Consider the following 23970-nt stretch of genomic DNA (forward strand, 5'->3'; position numbering starts at 1 on the left):
GTTTTTAAAGTTTATACCTCAAAACTAGATAGATGCTTTTCCTAAAGCTGTAACAGAAAATTCTATTAATAGAAGATTTAGATCAGAAAAGTTTAATCAAGATCCTTTAGGTACTCCATGGGCTGAAGTGCAAATCGCTGTTGAAAACATTTAGTGAAATAAGAAGGAGAACTAAAACCACAGTCGAAAGCGGTTTGGGAAATATTCCGATCTGTTTTAAGGAGTTCAAGTGCTTTTAAAAGCCGGTATTCCCGAAGCAATTCATTGGGGGAAAAGGCCGTAATTTCGGTGCTCTTCCTGTAAAGTTTGGATTTACTCATAGACATTGTCTCACAAAGATGACTTATTTCAATATCTGGGTTTTGCCAGCACTCATCAAGTGTATCAAAGAGCAATTGCAGAAATTTCTCATCGGAGGGGCTCACCCATTTAAAACTGTCTTTAAGATGAGAATTATCGCCGTCTTCCTTGTAGATTTCTTTGATAATTGAGGCCAGAACGATTTGGTTCTCAGCCCCTATACCACCAAGATTTCTTGCCATTTTGATAGTATCACCAAAAAGGTCCTTACTTTTTTCTACGGGCATCCCGGCATTGATTCCAATTCTTAAGTTCATAAGCTCCCCGGCAATATGCATTCCTTTTTGTACCTGTCGTGCACAGGATACCGCCTGGGTAACCGAAACAAAAGACGCAACAAAACTCTGTCCTTTCAATTCCACTTCCCGGCCCTCGTGCAGCTTTAACTCCTTTCTGAACATCTCATTAAACATTGCGGTTAAACGATTGGCTTTCTCTTTCCCCATTTGATGCTGCAAGAGTCGTGCATCTGTAGTCTGTGCAACCAGGATTATTCTAAAAGCCGGATCATTAAATATCTTAAGGTCATCGGATAGTTCTGAATATGCTTCCGGGTCGGAGATTCTACCCAAAAAAGCCTCAACGACATTGCTGTTTACCTGAACAATTTCATGCGGCATTAGTCCATGCGCCCTGTCGTGCATTTTTTTTACTGCCTCTTCGTTCGGTGCATCGATTAAACAAAAGGCACTTCCGTGTTCCTCATCTACCCAATAGGTCATACATCTGCAACCGTACTCATCCTGTATCTTTAAATCTTCCCTATGGGCCTCCGCTGCGTGCCTTGCTTCTATTCCGGGAACAATATGACGATCCATGTAAATTGGCATATCCTCTGATTTTATTGCTTATTGGTTTGAACTAACATCGACAAATCGTTCAAATAACTTATGAAGACCTAAAGAAAGTTAAGTTTATAGCAATAAAATAAAACATTTAGATCAAAATCTTGTAGAAATGGATCATAATTACCGGCATCAAAAAAAGAAAAACCGAAGCGTTAACTTCGGTTTTAGTTTTCTATTCAGTTTAATAGCGTACTACTTTTACTGAATTTAATACTTAACGATTATTCTTCCTTTGGGCTTCCATTTGATCACGGACCTGTCTGTGATCGATGTCGCCCTGATAATCGGCATTAGTATTTTCTATTCCCTTCATGTCTACGGGTTCGTACAGCTCTTCTTTTGTGCAAGCCGCAACTACTATTACCAGAATTAAATAGTAGCACATTATTGATAATTTTTTCATGATATTTAATTTTTATTGTTAATACTTATTGCTTGTCAAATGCGGACTAAAGGATCTTACCCTGCGGATCTATTTTTACCCGCTTTCTTTTATTCCCATTCTTTAATTTAATCTTATAGACTTTTTGAGTCTCTCCTTCTAACTTATACAGCACTTCATATTTGTTGCCTACAATTTCCCAATCTGGAAAAGTGGAATAGATACTGTTGCGCGTTGGGGGCAATAAAATGACATCCTTATAGCTTTCATCAGATCTCACAATTCTTCCATTCCTGTCATAGGTGGCATAAATATGGCCGAATTCCTGATCGAAACTGAATTCGTGATACTTGGCATTCTTGTCATAGGAAGCTGCCTGTGTAATATCAAATGAGGCGGCTACCTTTTGCAATTTGATGACCCTTAATGCTTCAGTTCCTGAACTGACCACAGATAAATAACTGAGGTTAGCTGGTAGGAGCGTAATTCCTTCTAATTCCATCTCTGCAATACTCTCTGCAGTAGCTTGTGCGTAAGTCAGGCTGGTTAGGCCCATAAATAATAAACCAATTAATAACTTCTTCATGATGTTTACTTTTTAAATGTTAATACTTAACTTCAGGGGGAAATTCAATGCTGTACAGACAATTAAATTTTAAGCCGTTTACCTTTTAGTGCACGGTAAACCTGAGAAGGTTAACATTGGTCTTAAAAAAAGATCGAAAATGGACAAAGACGCCATCGCGGACCTGAAATCTGATGACCGACTAAAACTCAAAGCCCTTTACAATAAATTCCGGGCTCCTTTCATGGGTTTTGGCCAGCGATACCACTTGGACTCCAGTGCCCTTGCAGAAATCTACCAGGAAGCTTTTCTAGCATTAAGAAAACGTGCATTAAGTGGAAAACTTAATGAAGTAAACAGCAGTATGAAGACCTATCTCTTCGGCATAGGCAAATTCATGATCTATGATACGCTTAAGGAAAAGAAGAGGACCATCTCTTACGAACCCAATTTGCATGTGGTAGATGAACAAATTGAAATGGTTACTTTAAACACAACTGAGGAGCTAACTTTAGAGCAATCCCTATTGCGCAAACACTTTAAATCACTGGGAGAAAAATGCAGACTGGTGTTAACTTTATTCTATTACAGGGGACTAAGTATAAAAGAGATTGTCCTAGAGGCCGGATATAAAGATGAAAACAATGTGAAGGCCACAAAATCTCGTTGCCTGAAGTCGCTAAGAGAAATGATCAATAGTTAAAGCTATGGACAGAGAGGAATTGATAGTAAAATATGTACAAGGGCGGCTGAGCAAATCGGAGGAGCGCGAATTTGACCAACTCTTAAAAACCGACCCGGCTTTTAAAAAGGAGGTTGAATTTCATAAAAACCTCAAAATAGTTACTGAAGCCGAGGACGATGACCAATTTAGGCAGTTATTGACCGAATTTGAAAATGAGGTCAGTCATGAAAAAATCAAGACTAAGAACTTCCCTGTCAAATGGCTGGTAGCGGCTTCCATTGCAGTACTGCTTGTGCTGAGTTATCTCTTTATTTTCAATCAAAACCTGACTCCTCAGGAAGTATTCACCACAAGTTTTGAACCTTATCCCAATGTGGTGGCCCCAAATATTAGAAGTAGTGCAGAAGACAATCCGAAGAAAGATGCGTTTGAAGCCTATGAAATAGCGGACTTTGAAAAGGCCGCACAGATGTTCCCCATGCTTTATGAGGAAACCGGGGATTCTTACTACCTTTTTTATACTGCAAATGCCTTAATTGAACTTAACAGGGGGGCAGAGGCCATCCCATTATTACAAGAGCACCTTAAAACCAATGACAGATTGAGCGATAAATCACATTGGTACCTGGCCATGGCTTATTTGCAAACAGATGATTTGGAAAACGCAAAAATCATGCTACAAAAGGTTGTTGATGGAAATGAATATGATGTTGAAAAGGCAAAGGAACTATTGAAGTCGCTTAAATAGTTTTTTTCGGAAGAAATATATTAGAACCAACAACACTGCAATTCCTGTATAGCTCCAAAAGGAGACAGAGGATTTAACAAGGGCAGCATTATCGCCAAGCATTACAAACCCCGCCCAGTAAAACGGATGTTTAAGTTCCGCTGCTTTAACATTTTTGAGATAACTTAATTTTGCCTCCCGAAGTGCCCTGGATTTGGAATGCCCTTTATCCAGGTTTTTGTAAAAGGAGATCATTAGCTCTTTTCCGCTTTCATCGGTAACTGGCCAGAGCGAAGAAACCACACTTTTAGCACCACTGTAGAAAAATCCCCGGGCAAGGCTCATAACACCCTCTCCCCGCTTTAAGTTCCCGTCTGAAGTATTGCAGGCACTGAGGACCACCATATCAGAGGCTGTTTTGATGGCATAAATTTCTTTCAGGTACATTTTTTCATCACTAAAAGCTATCCAGGGGTTTTCGCCCTGACCCACATCTGCATGGGTGGCCAGGTGAATGATTTTAGGATAAATCGCTTTATCCAAAAAATTAACTTTGGTGGCATTAGTATTAAGCAGCACTTCACTATTAAAATAATCTGCTATTCCTTCGAGCTCTCCCTGGCTGCTGTTTAATGCCGCCAGACCTAATGGTTCAAAATTTACGGGTGCCACCCCCAGAAACTGCTCAGATGTATTTTTGACCAGCCCTTGGTTATGATCTAATAAAGACATGGAATAGACATAGGATATTTCAACATCCTCCAAAAGATATTTTTGCTGGTCGGCATCAGCGATTAAAGTCTCAAAAGGAAGTCGTTGCAAGGTATAGTCAGGTACAATTATCAGCTGTTTCCCTTTTATCTGCTCATAAATTGCTGCTGGCATGATATTGGTAAACAAGCTGTGCGACTTTTTGGATAAAGTACTCAGATCTGATAGACCATCTACAAGCAGTGCATTGAACTGTTCTATGTTTGAATTAAGCTGGTTGGTATGCTCCAATCTGAATAATATTGATTTCTCATTTGTTGTTAGCAGTCCATATCCATCTTCTTCATTTAAAATATAGTGTACGACGGCCTTTTCATTTGTGAGGTATTTGGAGGCGAGTTCATCATAGGTTAAAATAACCGGGTTACGCTTGTATTTGGCATAGTCGGGGTAGGCAGTATTTAAGGAATCGATAAAATTCTGATAAGTGTATTTATTTTCATTCACTAGCAATTTCAGGGAATCCATGCTGGCTTTATCGTCATCCTCAGATTCAAAAAGTGTGTTTTCGGCTAAAAATATCTGGCGCTTAAGACTAAATTCCCGCGCGCTAAGCAATGGTGGAATTTGTGCAATAACCTTGGCTTCCTCCTGGCCAAGATCCTCGAGCAGTAAGAGGGCTTTGTTACGTTCCATAAAGTAGAAGGCCTTTTCTGGCTGGTTTAACAGGAAGCAAACTTCCACCGCCTTCATATAAAGGGCACTGCTTTTTTCGCGCCAATAGAGTTTGGAGGCTTGTTCATTGCTTACCGCTCTGATAAGGTCTACCAATTTATCTGCCAGGGTAAAGGTCTCCAGGGCATGGATGAGATGTTCCTTCTTATTTTCATATTCATAATAGGAGATCCAGCCATTGGCTTTGGTGACAATATGATTTAATAGTTTTACTTTATTTGCAGAATATTCTAACAATTCCAATGCAGGAAGCTCATCATATGGCAAGTCTGCAGATTTCCCTATCTCTAAGATGATCGCAGTATTGTATTTCTCGAGAGCTCCCATATAATCATTATTCGCCAGATAGAGATCCCCAAGATTATTATAAACATTTCCATTACCGGGATTATATTTTAATGCCTCATTCAAATAAATTTTAGCTGTTTCATAGGATTTTAATTTATTAAATACATATCCCAGATTGCTGTAAACCTCGGCCCTATTAAGAGAATCTGTAATTGGCAGCTTTTCAATTACACTAGGATAAAACTCGGAAGCTTTCTTGTAGTCTTTTAATATTAAAAAACAATTCCCTCTTAAATTATTTATACGGGCCACATTATGATCAAAATACGGGTCATTTGAAAGGTTTAAATCTTCGGCAGCTTTTAAGTAATCTTGTATTTTCTTTAGATACCTTCTAGTGCCTAATTTAAAGTATATTTCCGCCATTTGGATATTGGCCTCGACAGCACCCAATCGCCTGTTATCATTTTTTTTATCTCCAATTGCGTACCTCGATATTATCCTTTTGAATACTTCAATTGCCTCATAATAGTTTCCTGTGATTATGTATAAACTTCCCAATTCATACCTTGCCCATTTTACTTTATCACGATCATTTAAATGTTCTGAACAAAATTCAGTGCCGTATCTATCTAGTTCCTGAAAGATATTTATAGCTTCAAAAATACTCTCATTCAACCGTTTAAAGAATCCCAGATTAAATATGGTTTTATTTATGGAACAGACCTCTAGGCTATCTGCAGATCTCTTAATTTCAAGAGCTTTTTCAGTATACTTTATAGCATTAATCAGGTCTTTCTTTTTCTTTTTCTTTACCCAATTTCTATAATACCATTTTGCACCTATATCGTGATAACAATCAGCTAATTTGCCTGGAGCTAAATCCTTCATAAGGGTAATAAGGACAGAGTCTAACTTTTCTTGTTTTTGTTCATCGGACAAATTTGAATTTATAATATCCAATAAGGACTGATGCTGCGCAACTAATTCAGATGAGCAGATTAACAAAATGCACAATGAAAACAATAAGATTCTAGGCATGCGCTATGGCTTGTATTAATTACTCCTTGGGAATATATTTACCTTCCTTAATGCGACTTACAAAAAGTGAATTTGCACTCCTTTGAACATTATTGGAGTTAAAATAACCCAATTTCAATTGCCATGGTATCAATTGCTGGCCTGTTGCGCTTTCCAGACTCTGATGAATGAACTTTGCCATTTCAGCGGTGGTAAAGGCGGTACCATAAGATGTTCCATTGGCATCAATATTCAATACAACTTTCTGATCCGGATTCTCCTCAATGTCAAATGACATACTATACGCCCCAAATGGGGCTGCCAAATCAATGGTCATATCACCAAAATTACCCATCGTCTTAATTACATTGGGTTGCCCTACATAGCCACCAACTCCAATCATATTAGTTTTTTGGATGTTATCCGTTGTATTAAAGCCAGAAGGATAATGATGGTTTTTAGTCATGTTTGAATCCTCACCCTCATTTCCTGAAGAAGTTACCACCACTGTACTCGTCTGTAACTCTTCAATAAGCTTTTTAAAAATTTTCTGACGCTCTAATAATTTCTCACGGTCTGAATCGCTGAAACGTTTAAAATCATATCCAAAACTGGCATTTACTAAATGAATATCTCCATTCTGTTCCTGTATTTCCTTAATATATGCCAATGAACATACCAGTTTCCAATAGGAACTTTTTCCTTCTTTATCAAATGCTTTAACAGGCAAAATACTATAGTTAATTTGCTGTTCTTCCAATTCCTTTCTAATGATCTTGGTGACCAACGGTCCGTGCTGATTAAAAGCAGCTGTACTGGCATTACCCAGCTCTTCCACAAAACTCCAGCCACTGATCTCTCCCGGGCATTTCAATCCTGAATTACCTTCTGTACTATACAGGTAAGGTCCACTATTTAAATCGCTGAACATTCCTATACCCGTGTCAACCACTGCTATATTAACCTTGGGCGTATTTGGGGAAACTTTAGAGAGGTTTTTAATGTCATTAAGATCTAAAGACGCCATCACTTTCTCATCGATTATAAGGCTATCGACTGGCGGTAAATAAAAAACAAACTGATTTTCCCCTTCAACCCCTGCTCCACCACCTTTGCCCTTCACGGAACCGATTGCTCCTTCAATATTAACGTTATCATTGAGCGTTATAAGTTCTATATTCTGACTGCCGCATGAACACTTCCTGATGGGTGTGTCGGGATCAATTTCATCTATGATCGTATCTCTGATATTAGCCCTATCTGCAGCTGTAAAATTTTCAGGATACCATACAATGATTTGATTCGACACAATGATTTCCGATTCCCTAAGATGGTTATTGGAATCCTTAGACATTTCTGTTACGGATACTTCAATAGTCCTGATTAACTTGGATTTGCAATTTGAAACTGAGATTAAAAGGACTAGTACGCAGAAAAATTGGAATAGCTTTCTCATCTGATTAGTTTTTATGATTTATCTGTTAGCCTGTATAAAAGTCACTAAGGTTAACACTACAAATAGATAACCTTGTAATTTGGGGGGAAAGGGGGAGGAAGTCAGAAAAAGATGATTAAGGATTAAACTAAAGATACAAAAAAATGCTAACATTAATTTTAAGTATCTATATAATAGGTATTTAGAGTTATTATATACTTTATACAGGTGATTGAAAAAACAAAAAGCCGAAGTCATAAACTTCGGCTTTTTCGAATCAGATCGAAAGAAACGCTTTACGGACGCGCTTCCAATATTAAATTAAAAGGCGTTTCTGTCGCCCTTCTGAATCTTGTAAATCCGCCATTCATCGCAACCTCCTTTAAGCGACGTTCTCCGGCTTGAGCTCCCAGGGCCAATCCAACTTCCTGGCTTAAAGAACTTGGGGTACAAAGCATGGTGGAAAACGAATAAAACGCTCTTCCAACCGGATTCATATTTTCTGTCAGTGTATCATTTGCAAAGGGCTCTACCATAAGGCAGGTACCTTCCGGTTTTAAAGCCGCTTTGACATGTGCACAGGCTCCAACAGGGTCTCCCATATCGTGCAGGCAATCAAAAAATGCTATTAAATCATAATCCTTGCCCGGAAAATCCTTGGCTGTGGCCACTTTAAAAGACACATTTTTTAATCCTGATTTCTTAGCCTCCTCAGCGGCATGATTCACTGAACCCTCATGAAAATCAAACCCTATAAATTCTGAATTCGGGAAGGCCTCGGCCATGATCATTGTAGATGCGCCATGGCCACATCCTACATCCGCAACTTTAGCACCTTTTTCCAATTTCTCTACCACCCCGTGCAATGCCGGTAGCCAGTTCTGAACCAGATTAGTGCTGTACGAAGGCCTGAAGAATTTTTCAGTTCCACAGAATAAACAGCTGTGATGGTCTCCCCAGGAAACACCTTCACCCGAAGAAAAGGCTTTTTCCATAATTTCTTCGTCATGATACATTGAAGAAATAGCGTAAAAAGCCCCGGTCATCAATACCGGGCTATCCGGGTTACTAAAAACCATTGATTGTTCAGGGCTCATAGAAAACTGATTGCTATGTGCATTGTATTCTATGTAACCAGATGCGGCATTAGCTGCCAGCCATTCCCTAACATATCTTTCGGCAGTTCCTGTTGCATCGGCCAATTGTTTGGACCCTAATGGCCCATATTGCTCTAGTGCCTTATATAATCCCAACCGATCTCCCAAAATAATGAGAGGACCAATAGCGGCTGCTCCCATTTCCGTAACCATTTTACCCAGGAGGGCATGTAATTTCTCTTCGTTCACCTGTGGCGACTCTTGTTCATTTACTTCCATAATTTTTCGTTTATCAGATTAATATTAGTTGTTTTTTAAGCTGAGGGGCTGTAATTGGTCCTTATACAATATTCCATACCGTATTTTCTACAAAGACAAAAGAATACTTAAGGGGGAATTAAGAAACTCCTGTACTTAGTATGGGGAGTTTTTTGGGGGGAAGTCTCTTAAGTTAAGGAAAAAAGAAAGACTAAGCAACTGAATATCAAACTTTTACTTTCTTGTTAATTTGCGGATAAATAGACAATTAATTCTAATTTTCCATACGTTCAGAAAACTTTAAAGGCACTTCCCGGGGTTTCAGGGAAATCAGAGGATTAATTGCAACCGTATCTTTTTGGGTGCTAATACTATATTTCCGCAACAATAAGGATACCGTAATAATCATTTCGTACATGGCAAAATTATTACCAACGCACATTCTGGGACCAGCACCAAATGGATAGTAATAATCTGATAGCCCCTTTTTTGAAATCTGGCTGAAACGTTCAGGAATAAACTCATCTGGTTGTTCCCAAAAGTCAGTATAACGATGAAGTTCAAATATAGACATTAGAATCATGGTTCCCTTGCTTATGTGCTGCCCGTTGTACTGATCGTCTTCAATGGCTATTCTATCTATGTAATAAGCCGGCGGATAAAGGCGCATAGCTTCTTCTATACAACTCTGAACATACGGCAAACCAGCTATGCCGGCCATATCAAAAGAATCATTTGCTATTGTTCTTGAAATTTCTGTATAGGCCTTTTGCTGCACCCCAGGATGCTTAGCAAGAAAGTAAAGCGCAAAACTTAGGGCATTGGCCGTAGTTTCGTATCCTGCAGTAAACAGAATCAAAACTTCATCAATCAACTGTTCTCTGGACATGGGAGTACCATCTTCATATCGGGCAGAAAGTAACATATCTAAAAGGTCGTCTTTTTCTTCACTGGAGGCCTCCCTGTCCTCTATAATTTTATTGAGTAGTGCCCGGGCCTCATTAGCCTGTCCGATATGTTTGCTGATCTGACCACTGAGTCGGAACCACCACTTTAAATAGGGTTGACGCATTTCCCTGATCAGCATTTCCTGATTAGAATTGGTAATATGTTTCAGTGTGGCCATGTCCTCCTGAATGTCATTTCTGCTGAATAGTGATTTGGCCACTACCTGAAAGGCCAGATCTCCCATCAAGGGAAAAACATCTACCGTACAGTCTGGTTCTATTTTAAGTAATTCTCCTTTTATAGTCTCCTGCATGGTATGAATTAGCCCCGCAAGTTTTTTTCTATGAAAAGCCGGTTGTACCATCCTTCTGTGCGTCAGCCAATGATCACCATTTGAAGTAAGGATGCCATGTCCAATATATTTAGCAAGATCCACAGTCTGAAGGGGCGACTTATGATAAGATTTGTGTTGTTTTTGCAGCAGATGTTTAATTAGCCCGGGGTTTCTTGTAAAGACCACAGATTTGCCATTACTTAACTTTACCCTGAAACTATCTCCAAATTTTTGAAAATTCTCTTTGTGAAATGGCAGCGGATTTTTAAGAATGCGTTTTCTGTTGCGGAATACCTGGTATAATGAAATAGAAGGAAGTCTTTTCATTAAAATAAGCCCGGTTGTTCTCCATCTTTAATTCTGCCAAGATGCTTATAGGCCAGTGCGGTAACTTCCCTGCCCCTTGGAGTCCTCATTATAAATCCTTGCTGAATTAAAAATGGTTCATAAACCTCTTCTATGGTTTCTGAATTTTCTGAAACAGCAGTGGCCAGTGTGGATATCCCAACTGGGCCCCCTTTAAATTTATCAATAATTGTAGTTAAAATCTTATTGTCCATTTCATCCAGGCCATGAGCATCAACATTTAGTGCTTTAAGCCCGTATTTGGAAATTTTCATGTCTATGTTCCCTGTACCTTTAATCTGTGCAAAATCTCGCACTCGCCGTAATAGAGCATTAGATATTCTGGGGGTACCCCTGCTCCGTCCTGCAATTTCTATGGCAGCCTCTGTAGCGATAGGGACTTTTAAGATTTCGGCACTTCGTTCTACAATAGTAGATAGTAATTCCGTACTGTAATATTCCAGTCTGGAAGATATCCCGAAACGAGCTCTCATTGGGGCAGTAAGCAGCCCTGATCTTGTAGTTGCCCCTATAAGTGTAAACGGATGCAGATTAATCTGAACAGACCTGGCGTTGGGCCCGGTCTCTATCATGATATCAATTTTGTAATCCTCCATCGCAGAGTAGAGGTACTCTTCTACAATTGGACTAAGCCTGTGAATTTCATCTATAAAAAGTACATCGCGTTCTTCGAGATTGGTGAGCAACCCTGCCAGATCTCCGGGTTTGTCCAATACAGGCCCAGAGGTAATCTTTATACCTACACCAAGTTCGTTGGCCAGAATATGGGCCAGGGTGGTTTTCCCTAAACCCGGAGGACCATGGAATAGTGTATGATCCAAAGCCTCATTTCTTAGATTGGCGGCCTGTACAAAGATCTTTAAATTTTCCAGAACCTGATCCTGCCCGGCAAAATCATCAAACGAAATGGGTCGCAATGCCCTTTCAATGTCCATTTCCTCTTGTGAAAAATTCTCGGCTGTGGGATCCAGATGCTCGTTCATATCATAACAAAGATACTAAAAAGTAAAGGTGATATAATTTACAGAATTTTAAAACTTGTATAAGATAAGCATGACATTTATCATCTTTTTTAATCTGAATTATTAGCTCCTTTGTACAGTATTAGGAAATAATAGTAATTTAATACCAAAAATCAGATAATATGACAGCTTTTAATCTTCGCAAATACGGAATAGAAACAGAAAAGATATACAGAAACAGTAGTGTTCCTGTCTTATATGAACTAGGGTTACGTTTAGAAAAAGGAACTGCCATCTCTGATGTGGGGGCACTAATGACATACTCTGGTGAAAAAACCGGACGTAGTCCAAAGGATAAGCGTATAGTCAGGCACCCTGATTCAGAAAAAAATATAGATTGGGGCGATATTAATATCGGGCTGGATGAACATACTTTTATGGTGAATCATGAGCGCGCATTAGACTATTTAAATGTTTGCGATCACCTTTATGTCGTTGATGCATTTGCAGGATGGGATCCCAAGTACAGAATTAAAACACGAATTATATGTACAAGAGCGTATCATGCCCTTTTTATGCAGAATATGCTGATTATGCCTACCGCTGAAGAACTGGCAAACTTTGGGGAACCAGATTATGTAGTAATGAATGCTGGCGGATTCCCGGCAAACAGATATACATCAGAAATGACTTCCAAGACAAGTATAGATGTAAATCTGGAAAGAAAAGAAATTGTAATTCTGGGGACTCAATACGCCGGTGAAATGAAAAAAGGCATCTTTGGTATAATGAATTACTTAATGCCACTTGAAGGAGTACTACCAATGCACTGCTCTGCCAATGTTGGGGAAAAAGATGATGTAACCATACTGTTTGGGCTATCGGGTACAGGTAAAACTACCTTGAGTGCAGATCCAAAACGAAGATTAATAGGTGATGACGAACATTGCTGGACAGATGACGGAACCTTTAATATTGAGGGAGGATGTTATGCAAAAGCAATTGATCTTTCAGAAGAGAATGAACCCGATATTTTCAACGCCATTAAGTTTGGGACTGTATTAGAAAATGTGGTATATGACAAGGCGACAAGAAAAGTAGATTATACGGATACTTCTATTACTCAGAATACCCGGGCATCTTATCCAATAGAATTTATTGATAACACCCAAATACCTTGTATTGCAGGTCATCCGGAAAACATAATCTTCCTTACCTGTGATGCTTTTGGAGTACTTCCTCCTGTAAGCAAATTAAGTCCGGAACAGGCCAGTTATCATTTTATATCCGGTTATACGGCAAAAGTAGCCGGTACAGAAATGGGAGTTACAGAACCACAGGCTACGTTTAGCGCCTGCTTTGGAGCAGCTTTTATGATGTGGCACCCCAATAAATATGCAGAATTACTTGCTCAAAAAATTAAAGAGCATAAGGCAACGGCATGGTTGGTAAATACCGGTTGGACAGGTGGTGCCCATGGTGTAGGTTCCAGAATGAAGTTAAAATACACCAGAGCAATGATTGATGCTATCCATAATAAGGATTTTGAAGGGGTAGAATTTGTGGAGGACGATGCCTTTGGATTCCAGATTCCAACAGCATGTCCGAATGTACCTGCCGAGGTGCTTATTCCAAAAAACACCTGGGATGATAAGGAGAAGTACCATGAGACCAAACAGAAACTTGTGACTCTTTTTAATGAGAATTTCAAAAAATTTGCTGACGATGTAAATTCTGAAATTCTAAACGCAGGACCCAAGAAAAGTGAGGCTTTAGAAGCTTAAAACACACATAGGTTGAACGGCCTGATGATTAACTGTAATACACCTCAGTTAGCATCAGGCTTTTTTTGATCATACCGGAAGTATCGAATTTTAGTGATAAAATTGTATTTTCAACCTATGCAAAAAACCAGTTATTCTACAGGGATACTTCAATACATTCCTTTCTTTTATGTTATTTGGGCAGACGACCTCTTATCATTCTCTGAAGTTAGCGTTGTCACTAAATCAATTGAAGAAGACACTTCACTAAGCACAGACGACAAAATCATCTTAAAGGCCTGGCTAAATAAGGAACAACCTCCTTCAAATCTGGAAATTAAAAATTGGAGGCAAACCATTTCACAGGCTCATATAAAATTGGTTGAAAGTGAGACCTACCCGCTAGCCAATTTTAGTCAAAAAGTAGTTTGCGCCTATAAAGAAGTTTGCCCTTTTAATACTCATCTAAAAGAAATAGAAGTCAATCTTGGGATACAACCCAACCATTACAACCACTTATTTAATGTTGATGTGGCTCAGATGAAAACATCAAATTACTATGATGCCAACGTTATCGATATAATATTTAAAGGAGAATACGCCCCTGAAATAGATGCTTTTCGCAGTTTTACAGGAGATGCTATATTTAACTGGGAGATAAACAGAGACAAAAGTGTTTACAGAGAAAAGATTCTAGAACAGCTTAAATCTCTGGCACAAAAGGGGTACGGGGCAATGGCGTATCCGAAAGAATACGGAGGAACTGACAATATTAACATCTATGGGGCTATTTTCGAAAACCTGATTTATGTTGATGGGAGTCTGGCAGTGAAATTCGGGGTTCAATTTGGTCTTTTTGGAGGAAGCATCCAAAAATTGGGCACTAAGGCACATCATGACAAGTATTTGAAATCGGCAGCGGATGCCAAACTACTGGGATGTTTTGCAATGACAGAAACACGGCATGGATCTAATGTCAGGGGAATTAAAACCACCGCCACCTACGACAAGGAAACGGATAGTCTGATCATAAATACTCCCGGTATAAATGACAATAAAGAATATATAGGTAATGCCTTGCACAGTACTATTGCATCTGTCTTTGCACAACTCATTGTTGATGGCAAAAACCATGGTGTACATGCCGTTCTTGTACCTCTTCGCAATAAAAAACATCAACTGCTACCAGGAATTACTATTGAGGATAATGGATACAAATTAGGATTAAATGGAGTGGATAACGGAAAGATATGGTTCAGGCAGGTGAGTGTTCCAAGAGAGAACCTACTGAACAAGTATGGTGAAATCCGGGATGACGGCAGTTATTTTTCCAATATTAAGAATCCCAATAAACGCTTCTTTACTATGCTTGGCACCCTGGTAGGAGGCAGAATTTGTGTTGCTAAAGGAGCATTGAGTGGAGCAAAAATGTCATTGGCCATCGCGGTTAATTACGCTTTAGAGCGCAGACAATTCAATGACAGCATTAAGGTGCAGGAAGATTTAATAATGGACTATCCATCTCATCAATTGCGCTTAACTCCGGCAATAGCCAGTTGTTATGTTTATCAGGTAGCCTTAGATCAGTTAATGGAAGATTACAGTAATGATACTAATAGCGATAAACGAAAAATTGAGACTCAGGTTGCCGGTTTAAAATCTGTGATCACCAACTTCTCTAATGCCACTATTCAGGAATGCAGAGAAGCGTGTGGGGGTAAAGGTTATTTATTGGAAAACAGGATCGCTGATCTCAAGGGCGATGTTGATATATTTACAACCTTCGAAGGCGACAATACAGTGCTTATGCAATTAGCTGCCAAAGGTATTTTGTCCGATTTTAAATCGGAATTCAACAGTGCAGGATTCGCCTCGGTGCTAAAATTAGTTGGCACTCAGTTGAGCGACAAACTAACGGCAATAAATCCTTTGTATTCCAATAAGATAGATAAAGACCATTTATACAATCCTAAATTTCACCAACACGCTTTCGACTACCGTACCCGAAGGCTTACCTATACGCTGGCAATGCGAATTAGGGGTTACATAAAGAAAGGAATCCCTTCATATCAGTCGTTCCTGAAAGTCCAGACCCATTTATTGGCTTTGGCGCATGCATATAGCATTGAACTCGCATATAAAAAATTCTGTGATTTCAGTAAGACTATTGAAGATGAAAAACACAGACTTTTGTTCCAAAAGGTAGGTGCTTTGTACGCTCTTTCTGAAATAAGAAGTGATGCTAAATGGTACTTAGAACATGGATATATCGGGGGAACAAAATCCAAAGCAATTAGACAAAGGGTGGAACGGCTCTGCTCCGAACTCCGTCCTCATATAAAAGTATTGGTAGAAGGATTCGGAATACCGCAAGAACTCCTTACTGCCCCAATAAGTAATTAGTCTGCCTGTTTATGTAATTCTGAGGAATCCAAGAATTCTATTATGGTAATTTTAGGATTTCCATATAAGTTAGTTCTGGCAGATCCTCTGCTGCTAAGCATTATTTCCCTAAAAGCATTAATCTCTGCATTTGTCGTTTCTTCGAGCTCGGCATTTACCACCGCTGCCTCTAACTTTTCTCCTTTAAATTTTGCATTTTCAAATAGTTTCAGGTTGAGGGTATCGGCAGTCCCTTCCATACGAACCGAAGCGTTTTTATGCATTTCTACATTACTCCCAGTCCCAACCATATAAATACTGGCATCAACTCTATCTTTTAGATTAACTGATAAAGAATCACTGTCCAAATTAAAGTCGCCCGAACTTTGGCCTTCCATATTTAAATGGGTTAAAGTAGTGCTAGCATTTAGTTCTAACCTCGAAGCCCCGAATGTATTTATGTTAAGCTGATATGTTGAAATGATATCATCCATTTTGACAACTCCTTCGCGTAAAGTAATCGATTGTAATTCGTTATAATTAACCGTAATCTCCAATTTTTTCTTTGCAGTAATTTTATAAAATGAACTGATGATCAGGGTACTGTCTTTAACCTGAAATTTCAGCACATCAATTAGGTTATCATCAGCGGTTATGGTGTAACCCGGATTGGAAGATTTCTGTAAGACAATTTCAAGATCATCATTGAGTTCAATGGCATTGTAGGCCGGTAAGTCTTCCCTGACATCAATGACTGCCTTGTTACCTTTTATCTTTGGTTTTCTCTGCCCATGAACAGCGCAGGTGGATATAATCAATGCCAGAAGAATCAGATTTTTCATATTCAAGTATTTCATGTTCTTATAATCAGAGGGTTGTACTAAGATATTACAAAAAAGTGATATTGCACTTCGCAACACCAATCACCATAAAAAAGCCCATCAAAAGATGGGCCAAATTTATTTTGTAAATATTTCTTGTTTAGTGATGCAGTTCCTCTTCTCCTTCTTTCATTGGAACCGTCTGTGGCACAAAATCTTGTCCGGGAATAATGTATTCCCCATTATCATCGGTTTTACTGTAGTCATATGCCCAGCGATGAACCTCGGGTATAGCACCATGCCAATTTCCATGGAAGTGTTCCTGAGGAGCTGTCCATTCCAGGGTATTCGCCTGCCATGGATTCTGCGGTCCTCGTTTTCCATAAAATATGCTGACAATAAAGTTATAGGCAAATACCAACTGCGCTGCGGCAGTAATAATGGCAAATACGGTCATCAGCACCTGTACATCTGTAAGCTCATCGAACATTGGGAATGCTGTATTTTCGTAATACCTTCTCGGAACACCGGCCATCCCCACAAAATGCATTGGGAAGAAAATACCATAAGATCCTACTGCCGTAATCCAGAAATGTACATACCCTAAATTCTTATTCATCATCCGTCCCTGGAACATTTTAGGGAACCAATGATATACCCCGGCAAATAATCCGTACAATGCCGAAATACCCATTACCAAATGGAAGTGAGCAACGACAAAATAGGTGTCGTGTACGTTGATATCCAAGGTACTATCTCCCAGAATTATTCCTGTAAGGCCTCCAGTAATAAAGGTAGATACCATCCCTATAGAAAAGAGCATTCCGGCATTTAACTGCAGATTACCTTTCCAAAGGGTGGTAATCCAGTTAAAGGCTTTAACAGCTGAAGGAATTGCAATTAAAAGGGTGGTAAATGTAAATACAGAACCAAGGAATGGATTCATTCCGGAAATAAACATATGATGTCCCCAAACAATAGTAGACAAAAAGGCAATCGCCAGTATAGAGGCAATCATGGCGCGATATCCAAATATGGGTTTCCGCGCATTAACAGACATCACTTCGGAAACCATTCCCATCGCCGGAAGAATTACAATATATACTTCCGGGTGGCCAAGGAACCAGAAAAGGTGCTCAAACAATACCGGGGAACCTCCCTGGTAGTGCAATACTTCTCCCTGAATAAATATGTCTGACAGAAAGAAGGAGGTACCAAAACTCCTGTCCATTATAAGCAGTAAAGCGGCAGATAATAATACCGGGAATGAAATAACCCCTATTACTGCGGTAACCAAAAATGCCCAGATAGTTAGTGGTAGTCTGGTCATAGACATCCCCTTGGTTCTAAGGTTTATCACTGTAACAATATAGTTTAGCGATCCCAGAAGGGAGGATGCAATGAAAATAGCCATAGATACTAACCAAAGTGTCATCCCCATTCCAGAGCCTGGTTGGGCCATAGGAAGGGCACTAAGGGGTGGGTAAATGGTCCACCCTGCTGCTGCAGGGCCAGCTTCCACAAATAAAGAAAGCGTCATGATAACACTGGAAAGAAAGAACATCCAATAAGACAGCATATTCAAAAATCCAGATGCCATATCCCTTGCACCACATTGAAGCGGAATTAATAAGTTACTAAAAGTACCACTAAGCCCTGCGGTAAGCACAAAGAACACCATGATGGTTCCATGAATAGTAACGAGTGCCAGATAGATATCAGCATCCATTACTCCGTCCGGAGCCCATCTCCCTAAAATAGCTTCAAATACAGGAATTTCCTCTCCTGGCCAGGCCAATTGCATCCGAAACATTATGGACATAGCAATTCCGATAAAGCCCATTATCAAACCAGTAATCAAATACTGCTTAGAGATCATTTTATGATCCTGGCTAAAGATGAATTTGGTTACAAATGTCTCTTTATGATGATGTCCGTGATCGTGAGAGTGATCATCTTCGTGTTCGTGTCCTGTTCCTGACATATCAATATTTTAATTCTACTATTATAATTCTTTTATTATCGCTTACTGCATGGAAGCCATGGTCTGCTGAAAGGTCTGCTGTTCTGCCATCCACTGATTGTACTCTTCCTCTGTCTCCACAATGATTTTCATCTGCATATTATAATGAGATTTACCACAGATCTTATTACATATCAGCACATAATCGTACTCCCATGGATCGGAGTTAGGTTCACCATTAGCTGCTCTTTCCGCTCTGATTTTATTTGTTCTTTTTACTTTGTCTATTACATCCGGGTTTTGTCTTATCTGCTCTGTGGTTGTAATTGGTGTAAAAGAGAATTCGGTAGTCATTCCGGGAACGCAATTCATTTGGGCCCTGAAATGTGGCATATAGGCAGAATGCAGTACATCTTGCGATCGAAATTTAAAATTCACCTTTCTACCTACTGGCAGGTGTAATTCCTTCACGATCACATCGTCAGCGGCATTTGGATCAGCCTCATCCAGGCCTAAAACATTTGCCTTGTCTATATCTATCCTTCTGACATTAGCTCCTCCAAGAACATTATCTGCACCTCCGTATCTGGCAGTCCAATTAAATTGCTGTGCGTATAGCTCTACAATTAAAGGATCATCTTCATCATTTATATCCATTATATTCGTCCAGGAATACAGGCCCCACAAGATTAACCCTGCAAGAACAATTACAGGAATTATGGTCCAGATAAATTCCAGTCTGTCATTATCTGCATAATACAAAGCCTTTTTACCTTTCTCTCCTCTGTACTTATAGGCGAAATAATGCAATAAAGCCTGTGTTAAAGTCTGCACTATAAAGATGATTACGAATGAAACCAGCATCAGATAATCATAGTCTGCACCATGGGCCGAAGAGGCCTCAGGAAGCAAAACTTTACTGTATTTCCAAAAACTGAATATGGTGATCCCGTAAATAAAGATCAGGAAAACAAACATAAGGTATCCATTGTACCTGTTGTCTCTTTCACTTGCCACTTCAGCATATTCTGTCTTAAGTTGTGACAATTCAAATATTTTGGTCATTTGCCAAATTGCAACTGCCACTAAAACTAAAACAGCTATGATCAATAATGTAGTCATTGTATGAACTGATATTATACTTTAAACTTACTAATAATGAAATTGCCTACTTTCCTCTATATAAGGGTTGCGTTTTGGTTGTAAAGGAGCCTTGGTCAAGGTCCTGAACACCCAGAAAATAAACAACCCGGCAAAGAACAATATTCCGCCTATTTCAGGTATTCCTATATACCATTGATCTCCAACGGTAGCGGGCATTATCATGTTAAATACATCCAAATAGTGCCCTGCAAGAATTACGATGCCAGCCATTATGACAAACCAATTTACCCTTTTGTAATCGCTATTCATTAGCAATAACAATGGGAAAACAAAATTCATGGCTACCATTCCAAAGAATGGCAATTTATAATCTTCTATCCTCGTTACGAAATATGTCACCTCCTCAGGAATATTTGCGTACCATATCAGCATAAACTGGCCAAACCACAGGTAAGTCCAGAAGATACTTATTCCAAACATAAATTTTGCGAGATCGTGAATATGGCTGTCATTCACATCTGGTAAATAACCCTTAGATTTTAGGTAAATACTTACCATTGCTATTACAGTAATCCCAGATACAAACATACTGGCAAAAACATACCATCCAAACAAGGTACTAAACCAGTGTGGATCAACACTCATTATCCAATCCCAGGACATTATTGATTCTGAAATTAAATAAAATACCAGAAAAGCAGCTGAAATCCTGAAGTTCTTCTTAAAGTTACTATTATCGTCGGCTTCATCCTGTGCCAGAGAGAATTTTCTGGAGTATTCCCTGTACAATATCCATCCACCCAAGAAAATTGCAGCCCTAATCAGAAAGAAAGTCGGGTTAAGGTATCCTGCTTTATTCTGTAATAATTTATCATGCGCCACTACGTCGGCATCCATCCATGGGAACATATGATTCATATGCAGAACTGAAAGAACAAGGATCACAAATACCGCAATTCCTCCTGGCACCAAATAGGCTGTAATACCTTCCATTACTCTAAATAACATAGGGGACCATCCTGCTTGTGATGCTCGCTGTACCGCGTAAAAAGCCAATACCCCTAACGCAATCATAAAGAAGAAAAATGCGGCAACATATAGTGCAGACCATGGTCTGTTCTGCAATTGATGAAATACATGCTCATCGTGAGATGCATCATGAGCAACTTCTTCTCCATGTTCTGAGGCTGCTGCTTCATGCCCGCCACCATGGCCGTCATCCTGTGCTGCGACCATTTCCTTGGCTTCTTCAACTGTAGATGGGGCGGATACAAAGCCTATGCCCAGGCCAATTGCGCCCAGGATCATCAGTATAATGGATCCAATTTTAAGTCTGTTAGAAAAGGTGTACATATTTTAAGTCTATGTATTATTTTGTTAAGTCTTCCTTCAATTTCATCACGTATTCTGATACTTGCCAACGTTCGTCATGGTTCAATTGCCCGGCATAGGATCCCATAGAGTTTAAACCGTAATAAATTACGTGATAAGTGCTTCCTACAGTAATATTCCTCGCCGCATCGTCATAACTAGGTACTCCGAGTATCTTTTCTCTTTTTACCAGATTTCCCTGCCCATTGCCCTGGTTACCATGACAAATTGCACAGTAAATATCATAGAGTTCCTTTCCTGTCGCAAGATTGGCTTCGCTTTGCAAAGAATCTAATGGACTAGGCTGTAGCCTGGCCAATTCCCTTCCTTCAAGGTCATTTGGAATACTATTGGGCATAAATCCTCTGGGTATAGTATTTTCTGCAGGCTGCATTGCTGCCATACCATCTGGCAAAAAACTCACCTTTCCATAGGTTTCGTACCCTACTGGTTCATACATGTCTGGAAAGTACTGGTAATTGGGGGCATTATCCGACTTGCAGGAAGCAAGCATTACCACCAAACCAAATACAAATCCTATTTTGCTTAAATTGTTCATAGTAAACGACTACTTTTCTAAACTATTTATCTCTACGGCACCGGTATCCGACAACAACTCTTTTAAGGCTGCCTCATTATCATGAATTCCTATTTCCATTACAAAATGGTCATCCGTTGTTCTTACATCGGGATTTTCAGCTTTTTTAAATGGCCATAATCTACTGCGTAAATAAAAAGTGATCACCATTAAATGGGCTGCAAAAAATACTGTCATTTCGAACATTATTGGAACAAATGCAGGCATATTTTCCATATAACTAAAACTGGGTTTACCACCTATATCCTGTGGCCAGTCTGTAATCATAATGTAATTCATCATTACAATAGCAACTATTAATCCCAGACAACCGTACATGAATGACGTAATTGCTATTCTTGTAGGTGCAAGGCCCATAGCTTTGTCTAACCCATGAACAGGGAAAGGACAATATACTTCCTCAATATGGTGATTAGCAGCTTTCACTTTCTTTACTGCGTGCATCAACACATCGTCATCGTCGTAATATGCATGTATAACTTTGGAAGCCATATCTAGTCTTTATTATTTAGTCTGTTAGCCTGTCCTGCCCAATCGTCTCTTTGCGCCCTGCCAGGGAAAGAACCGGTGATTTCATCCAACAGGTTGTATTCCTTTTCGGTCATTCTGCTCACTTGCGCAAAAGTAAATATCCCAATCTGGTTGAGCGTCTGTTCCATTTGAGGACCAATACCCTTCACCTTTTTTAAATCGTCCGCAGTCTCTTTTGTTGCATCAAATGAACCTAGTGTATCCAAGAGAGAAGAGACTTTTTCCGTTCCCGTATCGTCGTCGGTTGTTGATTCCGCTTCAGTAACAGATGAGGTAACATTTGCCCCTTTGTTTATTTGATATAGGGGTTGCCCTGCATCGCGTAATTTTTTATATCGTTCTCCTGATGATTTAAGAATAGATTTTACCTCTGCCTGAGCAATAACAGGGAACGTCCTGGCATATAAAAGGAAGAGCGTAAAGAAAAATCCAATTGTTCCAATGAATATTCCAATATCAACGAAGGTTGGAGAAAACATCGTCCATGAAGAAGGAAGGTAATCTCTGTGCAGGGAAGTGACAATGATCACAAACCGCTCGAACCACATTCCGATATTCACTACAATGGAAATAATAAACGATACTACTATACTTGTCCTGATCTTCTTAAACCACATTATCTGTGGTGAAAGCACATTACAGCTCATCATTAATAAATAGGACCACCAATAAGGACCTGTTGCCCTGTTGAGGAAGGCGTATTGTTCATACTCCACTCCAGAATACCAGGCTATAAATAGTTCGGTGATATAGGCACAACCAACTATTGAACCGGTGATCATAATAACTATGTTCATCAATTCTATGTGCTGCACGGTAATATAGGCTTCCAGACGGCACACTTTCCTCATAATTATCAGAAGCGTTTGTACCATGGCAAATCCAGAAAAGATAGCCCCGGCAACAAAATATGGAGGAAATATGGTGGTATGCCAACCAGGAATAACCGAGGTAGCAAAGTCAAAAGATACAATGGTATGTACAGAAAGTACCAGTGGTGTAGCCAACCCAGCCAAAACCAGAGACACTTCTTCAAATCGTTGCCAATCTTTTGCACGCCCTGTCCAGCCAAAACTTACCAGGCTATAAATTTTCTTTTGAAAAGGTTTAACCGCTCTGTCACGGATCATTGCGAAATCCGGAAGTAAGCCCGTCCACCAGAAAACAAGTGAAACAGACAAATACGTAGAAATTGCAAATACGTCCCATAGCAAAGGGGAATTAAAGTTTACCCAAAGCGATCCAAACTGATTGGGAATTGGAAGTACCCAGTATCCTAACCATGGTCTTCCCATGTGAATAATAGGGAACAGACCTGCCTGGATAACAGAAAATATCGTCATAGCCTCTGCAGACCGGTTGATTGCCATTCTCCATTTCTGTCTGAACAATAAGAGTACTGCCGAGATCAATGTACCGGCATGACCAATACCTACCCACCAAACAAAGTTGGTAATGTCCCAGGCCCAACCTACTGTTTTGTTAAGTCCCCAGGTTCCAATACCCGTTGATATGGTATAAACAATACATCCAATCCCCCAAAGAAATGCCGCCAATGCTATGGAAAAAACAATCCACCATTGCTTGTTGGCCCTTCTTTCTACCGGTGCTGCAATATCTACAGAAACGTCGTGGTAGCCTTTATCTCCAAGGACTAAGGGTTTACGTATTGGTGCTTCGTAATGCGACGCCATAAAATTATATTATAGTTACGTT

General features: G+C 39.6%; 19 protein-coding genes. 4 read left to right on the forward strand and 15 right to left on the reverse strand.

The window, feature by feature from the left end; genetic code table 11:
- Nucleotides 1-92 precede the first annotated feature (92 nt).
- From J1G40_RS08335 to J1G40_RS08345, 3 genes are all read right to left on the reverse strand, one after another.
- Nucleotides 93-1190 (reverse strand): nickel-binding protein, encoded by a 1098-nt coding sequence (locus J1G40_RS08335; RefSeq protein ID WP_265242162.1) that lies wholly within the window; start codon nt 1188-1190, stop codon nt 93-95.
- 232 nt (nt 1191-1422) lie between these two features.
- The gene (locus J1G40_RS08340; protein WP_265242163.1) at nt 1423-1611 is read right to left on the reverse strand and encodes a hypothetical protein; all 189 of its coding nucleotides are present in this window, start codon (nt 1609-1611) and stop codon (nt 1423-1425) included.
- 46 nt (nt 1612-1657) lie between these two features.
- Complete coding sequence (locus J1G40_RS08345) at nt 1658-2176, reverse strand: hypothetical protein (RefSeq protein ID WP_265242164.1); 519 nt, start codon at nt 2174-2176, stop codon at nt 1658-1660.
- 139 nt (nt 2177-2315) lie between these two features.
- Here J1G40_RS08345 and J1G40_RS08350 point away from each other — a divergent pair, with 139 nt between their 5' ends.
- Together J1G40_RS08350 and J1G40_RS08355 are read left to right on the forward strand one after the other, a co-directional pair.
- Nucleotides 2316-2858 carry an RNA polymerase sigma factor gene (locus J1G40_RS08350; RefSeq protein WP_265242165.1) on the forward strand — a complete coding sequence of 181 codons (543 nt, stop codon included), beginning with the start codon at nt 2316-2318 and terminating at the stop codon, nt 2856-2858.
- A gap of 4 nt (nt 2859-2862) precedes the next feature.
- Nucleotides 2863-3588: a hypothetical protein gene (locus tag J1G40_RS08355; RefSeq protein ID WP_265242166.1), complete on the forward strand. Its 726-nt coding sequence runs from the start codon at nt 2863-2865 to the stop codon at nt 3586-3588.
- Here the strand turns inward: J1G40_RS08355 and J1G40_RS08360 are convergent.
- The 5 genes from J1G40_RS08360 to ruvB all read right to left on the reverse strand — a co-directional run bounded on the left by J1G40_RS08360 (nt 3568) and on the right by ruvB (nt 11742).
- The gene (locus J1G40_RS08360) at nt 3568-6342 is read right to left on the reverse strand and encodes a CHAT domain-containing protein (RefSeq protein ID WP_265242167.1); all 2775 of its coding nucleotides are present in this window, start codon (nt 6340-6342) and stop codon (nt 3568-3570) included. The genes J1G40_RS08355 and J1G40_RS08360 overlap by 21 nt on opposite strands.
- A gap of 19 nt (nt 6343-6361) precedes the next feature.
- Nucleotides 6362-7777 carry a S8/S53 family peptidase gene (locus J1G40_RS08365; protein ID WP_265242168.1) on the reverse strand — a complete coding sequence of 472 codons (1416 nt, stop codon included), beginning with the start codon at nt 7775-7777 and terminating at the stop codon, nt 6362-6364.
- A 275-nt stretch (nt 7778-8052) separates the two neighbouring features.
- Nucleotides 8053-9132 (reverse strand): class I SAM-dependent methyltransferase, encoded by a 1080-nt coding sequence (locus J1G40_RS08370; RefSeq protein WP_265242169.1) that lies wholly within the window; start codon nt 9130-9132, stop codon nt 8053-8055.
- A 253-nt stretch (nt 9133-9385) separates the two neighbouring features.
- Nucleotides 9386-10720, reverse strand: a complete 1335-nt coding sequence (locus J1G40_RS08375; protein WP_265242170.1) for a cytochrome P450 — start codon at nt 10718-10720, stop codon at nt 9386-9388.
- Nucleotides 10720-11742, reverse strand: coding sequence for a Holliday junction branch migration DNA helicase RuvB (gene ruvB / locus J1G40_RS08380; protein ID WP_265242171.1), 1023 nt, complete (start codon nt 11740-11742; stop codon nt 10720-10722). Before ruvB ends, J1G40_RS08375 begins: the two co-directional genes overlap by 1 nt.
- 161 nt (nt 11743-11903) lie before the next feature.
- Here ruvB and pckA point away from each other — a divergent pair, with 161 nt between their 5' ends.
- Together pckA and J1G40_RS08390 are read left to right on the forward strand one after the other, a co-directional pair.
- Nucleotides 11904-13505 (forward strand): phosphoenolpyruvate carboxykinase (ATP), encoded by a 1602-nt coding sequence (pckA, locus tag J1G40_RS08385; protein WP_265242172.1) that lies wholly within the window; start codon nt 11904-11906, stop codon nt 13503-13505.
- Between the two features lie 117 nt (nt 13506-13622).
- Entirely contained in the window at nt 13623-15887 is a 2265-nt protein-coding gene (locus tag J1G40_RS08390; RefSeq protein ID WP_265242173.1) for an acyl-CoA dehydrogenase, read from the forward strand.
- Here the strand turns inward: J1G40_RS08390 and J1G40_RS08395 are convergent.
- From J1G40_RS08395 to nrfD, 7 genes are all read right to left on the reverse strand, one after another.
- The gene (locus J1G40_RS08395; RefSeq protein WP_265242174.1) at nt 15884-16708 is read right to left on the reverse strand and encodes a DUF2807 domain-containing protein; all 825 of its coding nucleotides are present in this window, start codon (nt 16706-16708) and stop codon (nt 15884-15886) included. The genes J1G40_RS08390 and J1G40_RS08395 overlap by 4 nt on opposite strands.
- 139 nt (nt 16709-16847) lie before the next feature.
- Nucleotides 16848-18671, reverse strand: coding sequence for a cbb3-type cytochrome c oxidase subunit I (locus tag J1G40_RS08400; protein ID WP_265242175.1), 1824 nt, complete (start codon nt 18669-18671; stop codon nt 16848-16850).
- Between the two features lie 42 nt (nt 18672-18713).
- Nucleotides 18714-19772, reverse strand: coding sequence for a cytochrome c oxidase subunit II (locus J1G40_RS08405; RefSeq protein ID WP_265242176.1), 1059 nt, complete (start codon nt 19770-19772; stop codon nt 18714-18716).
- Nucleotides 19773-19802: 30 nt separating this feature from the next.
- On the reverse strand, nt 19803-21107 hold the full coding sequence (locus J1G40_RS08410) for a quinol:cytochrome C oxidoreductase (RefSeq protein ID WP_265242177.1): 1305 nt from the start codon (nt 21105-21107) through the stop codon (nt 19803-19805).
- A 16-nt stretch (nt 21108-21123) separates the two neighbouring features.
- Complete coding sequence (locus tag J1G40_RS08415; protein ID WP_265242178.1) at nt 21124-21684, reverse strand: c-type cytochrome; 561 nt, start codon at nt 21682-21684, stop codon at nt 21124-21126.
- A gap of 9 nt (nt 21685-21693) precedes the next feature.
- Nucleotides 21694-22215 carry a DUF3341 domain-containing protein gene (locus tag J1G40_RS08420; RefSeq protein WP_265242179.1) on the reverse strand — a complete coding sequence of 174 codons (522 nt, stop codon included), beginning with the start codon at nt 22213-22215 and terminating at the stop codon, nt 21694-21696.
- Between the two features lie 2 nt (nt 22216-22217).
- Nucleotides 22218-23948 (reverse strand): NrfD/PsrC family molybdoenzyme membrane anchor subunit, encoded by a 1731-nt coding sequence (gene nrfD / locus J1G40_RS08425; protein WP_265242180.1) that lies wholly within the window; start codon nt 23946-23948, stop codon nt 22218-22220.
- Nucleotides 23949-23970 lie beyond the last annotated feature (22 nt).

The sequence above is a fragment of the Muriicola sp. Z0-33 genome (assembly GCF_026126425.1).
Taxonomy (GTDB): Bacteria; Bacteroidota; Bacteroidia; order Flavobacteriales; family Flavobacteriaceae; genus JAFMPW01.

What these genes read in the sequence shown, in the direction of transcription:
- J1G40_RS08415 (WP_265242178.1), bottom strand. Translation starts at nt 21,684, where the DNA reads ATGAACAATTTAAGCAAAATAGGATTTGTATTTGGTTTGGTGGTAATG.
- J1G40_RS08345 (WP_265242164.1), bottom strand. Translation starts at nt 2,176, where the DNA reads ATGAAGAAGTTATTAATTGGTTTATTATTTATGGGCCTAACCAGCCTG.
- J1G40_RS08340 (WP_265242163.1), bottom strand. Translation starts at nt 1,611, where the DNA reads ATGAAAAAATTATCAATAATGTGCTACTATTTAATTCTGGTAATAGTA.
- J1G40_RS08395 (WP_265242174.1), bottom strand. Translation starts at nt 16,708, where the DNA reads ATGAAAAATCTGATTCTTCTGGCATTGATTATATCCACCTGCGCTGTT.
- nrfD (WP_265242180.1), bottom strand. Translation starts at nt 23,948, where the DNA reads ATGGCGTCGCATTACGAAGCACCAATACGTAAACCCTTAGTCCTTGGA.
- J1G40_RS08350 (WP_265242165.1), top strand. Translation starts at nt 2,316, where the DNA reads ATGGACAAAGACGCCATCGCGGACCTGAAATCTGATGACCGACTAAAA.
- J1G40_RS08405 (WP_265242176.1), bottom strand. Translation starts at nt 19,772, where the DNA reads ATGACTACATTATTGATCATAGCTGTTTTAGTTTTAGTGGCAGTTGCA.
- J1G40_RS08360 (WP_265242167.1), bottom strand. Translation starts at nt 6,342, where the DNA reads ATGCCTAGAATCTTATTGTTTTCATTGTGCATTTTGTTAATCTGCTCA.
- J1G40_RS08410 (WP_265242177.1), bottom strand. Translation starts at nt 21,107, where the DNA reads ATGTACACCTTTTCTAACAGACTTAAAATTGGATCCATTATACTGATG.
- pckA (WP_265242172.1), top strand. Translation starts at nt 11,904, where the DNA reads ATGACAGCTTTTAATCTTCGCAAATACGGAATAGAAACAGAAAAGATA.
- J1G40_RS08370 (WP_265242169.1), bottom strand. Translation starts at nt 9,132, where the DNA reads ATGGAAGTAAATGAACAAGAGTCGCCACAGGTGAACGAAGAGAAATTA.
- J1G40_RS08400 (WP_265242175.1), bottom strand. Translation starts at nt 18,671, where the DNA reads ATGTCAGGAACAGGACACGAACACGAAGATGATCACTCTCACGATCAC.
- J1G40_RS08335 (WP_265242162.1), bottom strand. Translation starts at nt 1,190, where the DNA reads ATGCCAATTTACATGGATCGTCATATTGTTCCCGGAATAGAAGCAAGG.
- J1G40_RS08390 (WP_265242173.1), top strand. Translation starts at nt 13,623, where the DNA reads ATGCAAAAAACCAGTTATTCTACAGGGATACTTCAATACATTCCTTTC.
- J1G40_RS08375 (WP_265242170.1), bottom strand. Translation starts at nt 10,720, where the DNA reads ATGAAAAGACTTCCTTCTATTTCATTATACCAGGTATTCCGCAACAGA.
- ruvB (WP_265242171.1), bottom strand. Translation starts at nt 11,742, where the DNA reads ATGAACGAGCATCTGGATCCCACAGCCGAGAATTTTTCACAAGAGGAA.
- J1G40_RS08355 (WP_265242166.1), top strand. Translation starts at nt 2,863, where the DNA reads ATGGACAGAGAGGAATTGATAGTAAAATATGTACAAGGGCGGCTGAGC.
- J1G40_RS08365 (WP_265242168.1), bottom strand. Translation starts at nt 7,777, where the DNA reads ATGAGAAAGCTATTCCAATTTTTCTGCGTACTAGTCCTTTTAATCTCA.
- J1G40_RS08420 (WP_265242179.1), bottom strand. Translation starts at nt 22,215, where the DNA reads ATGGCTTCCAAAGTTATACATGCATATTACGACGATGACGATGTGTTG.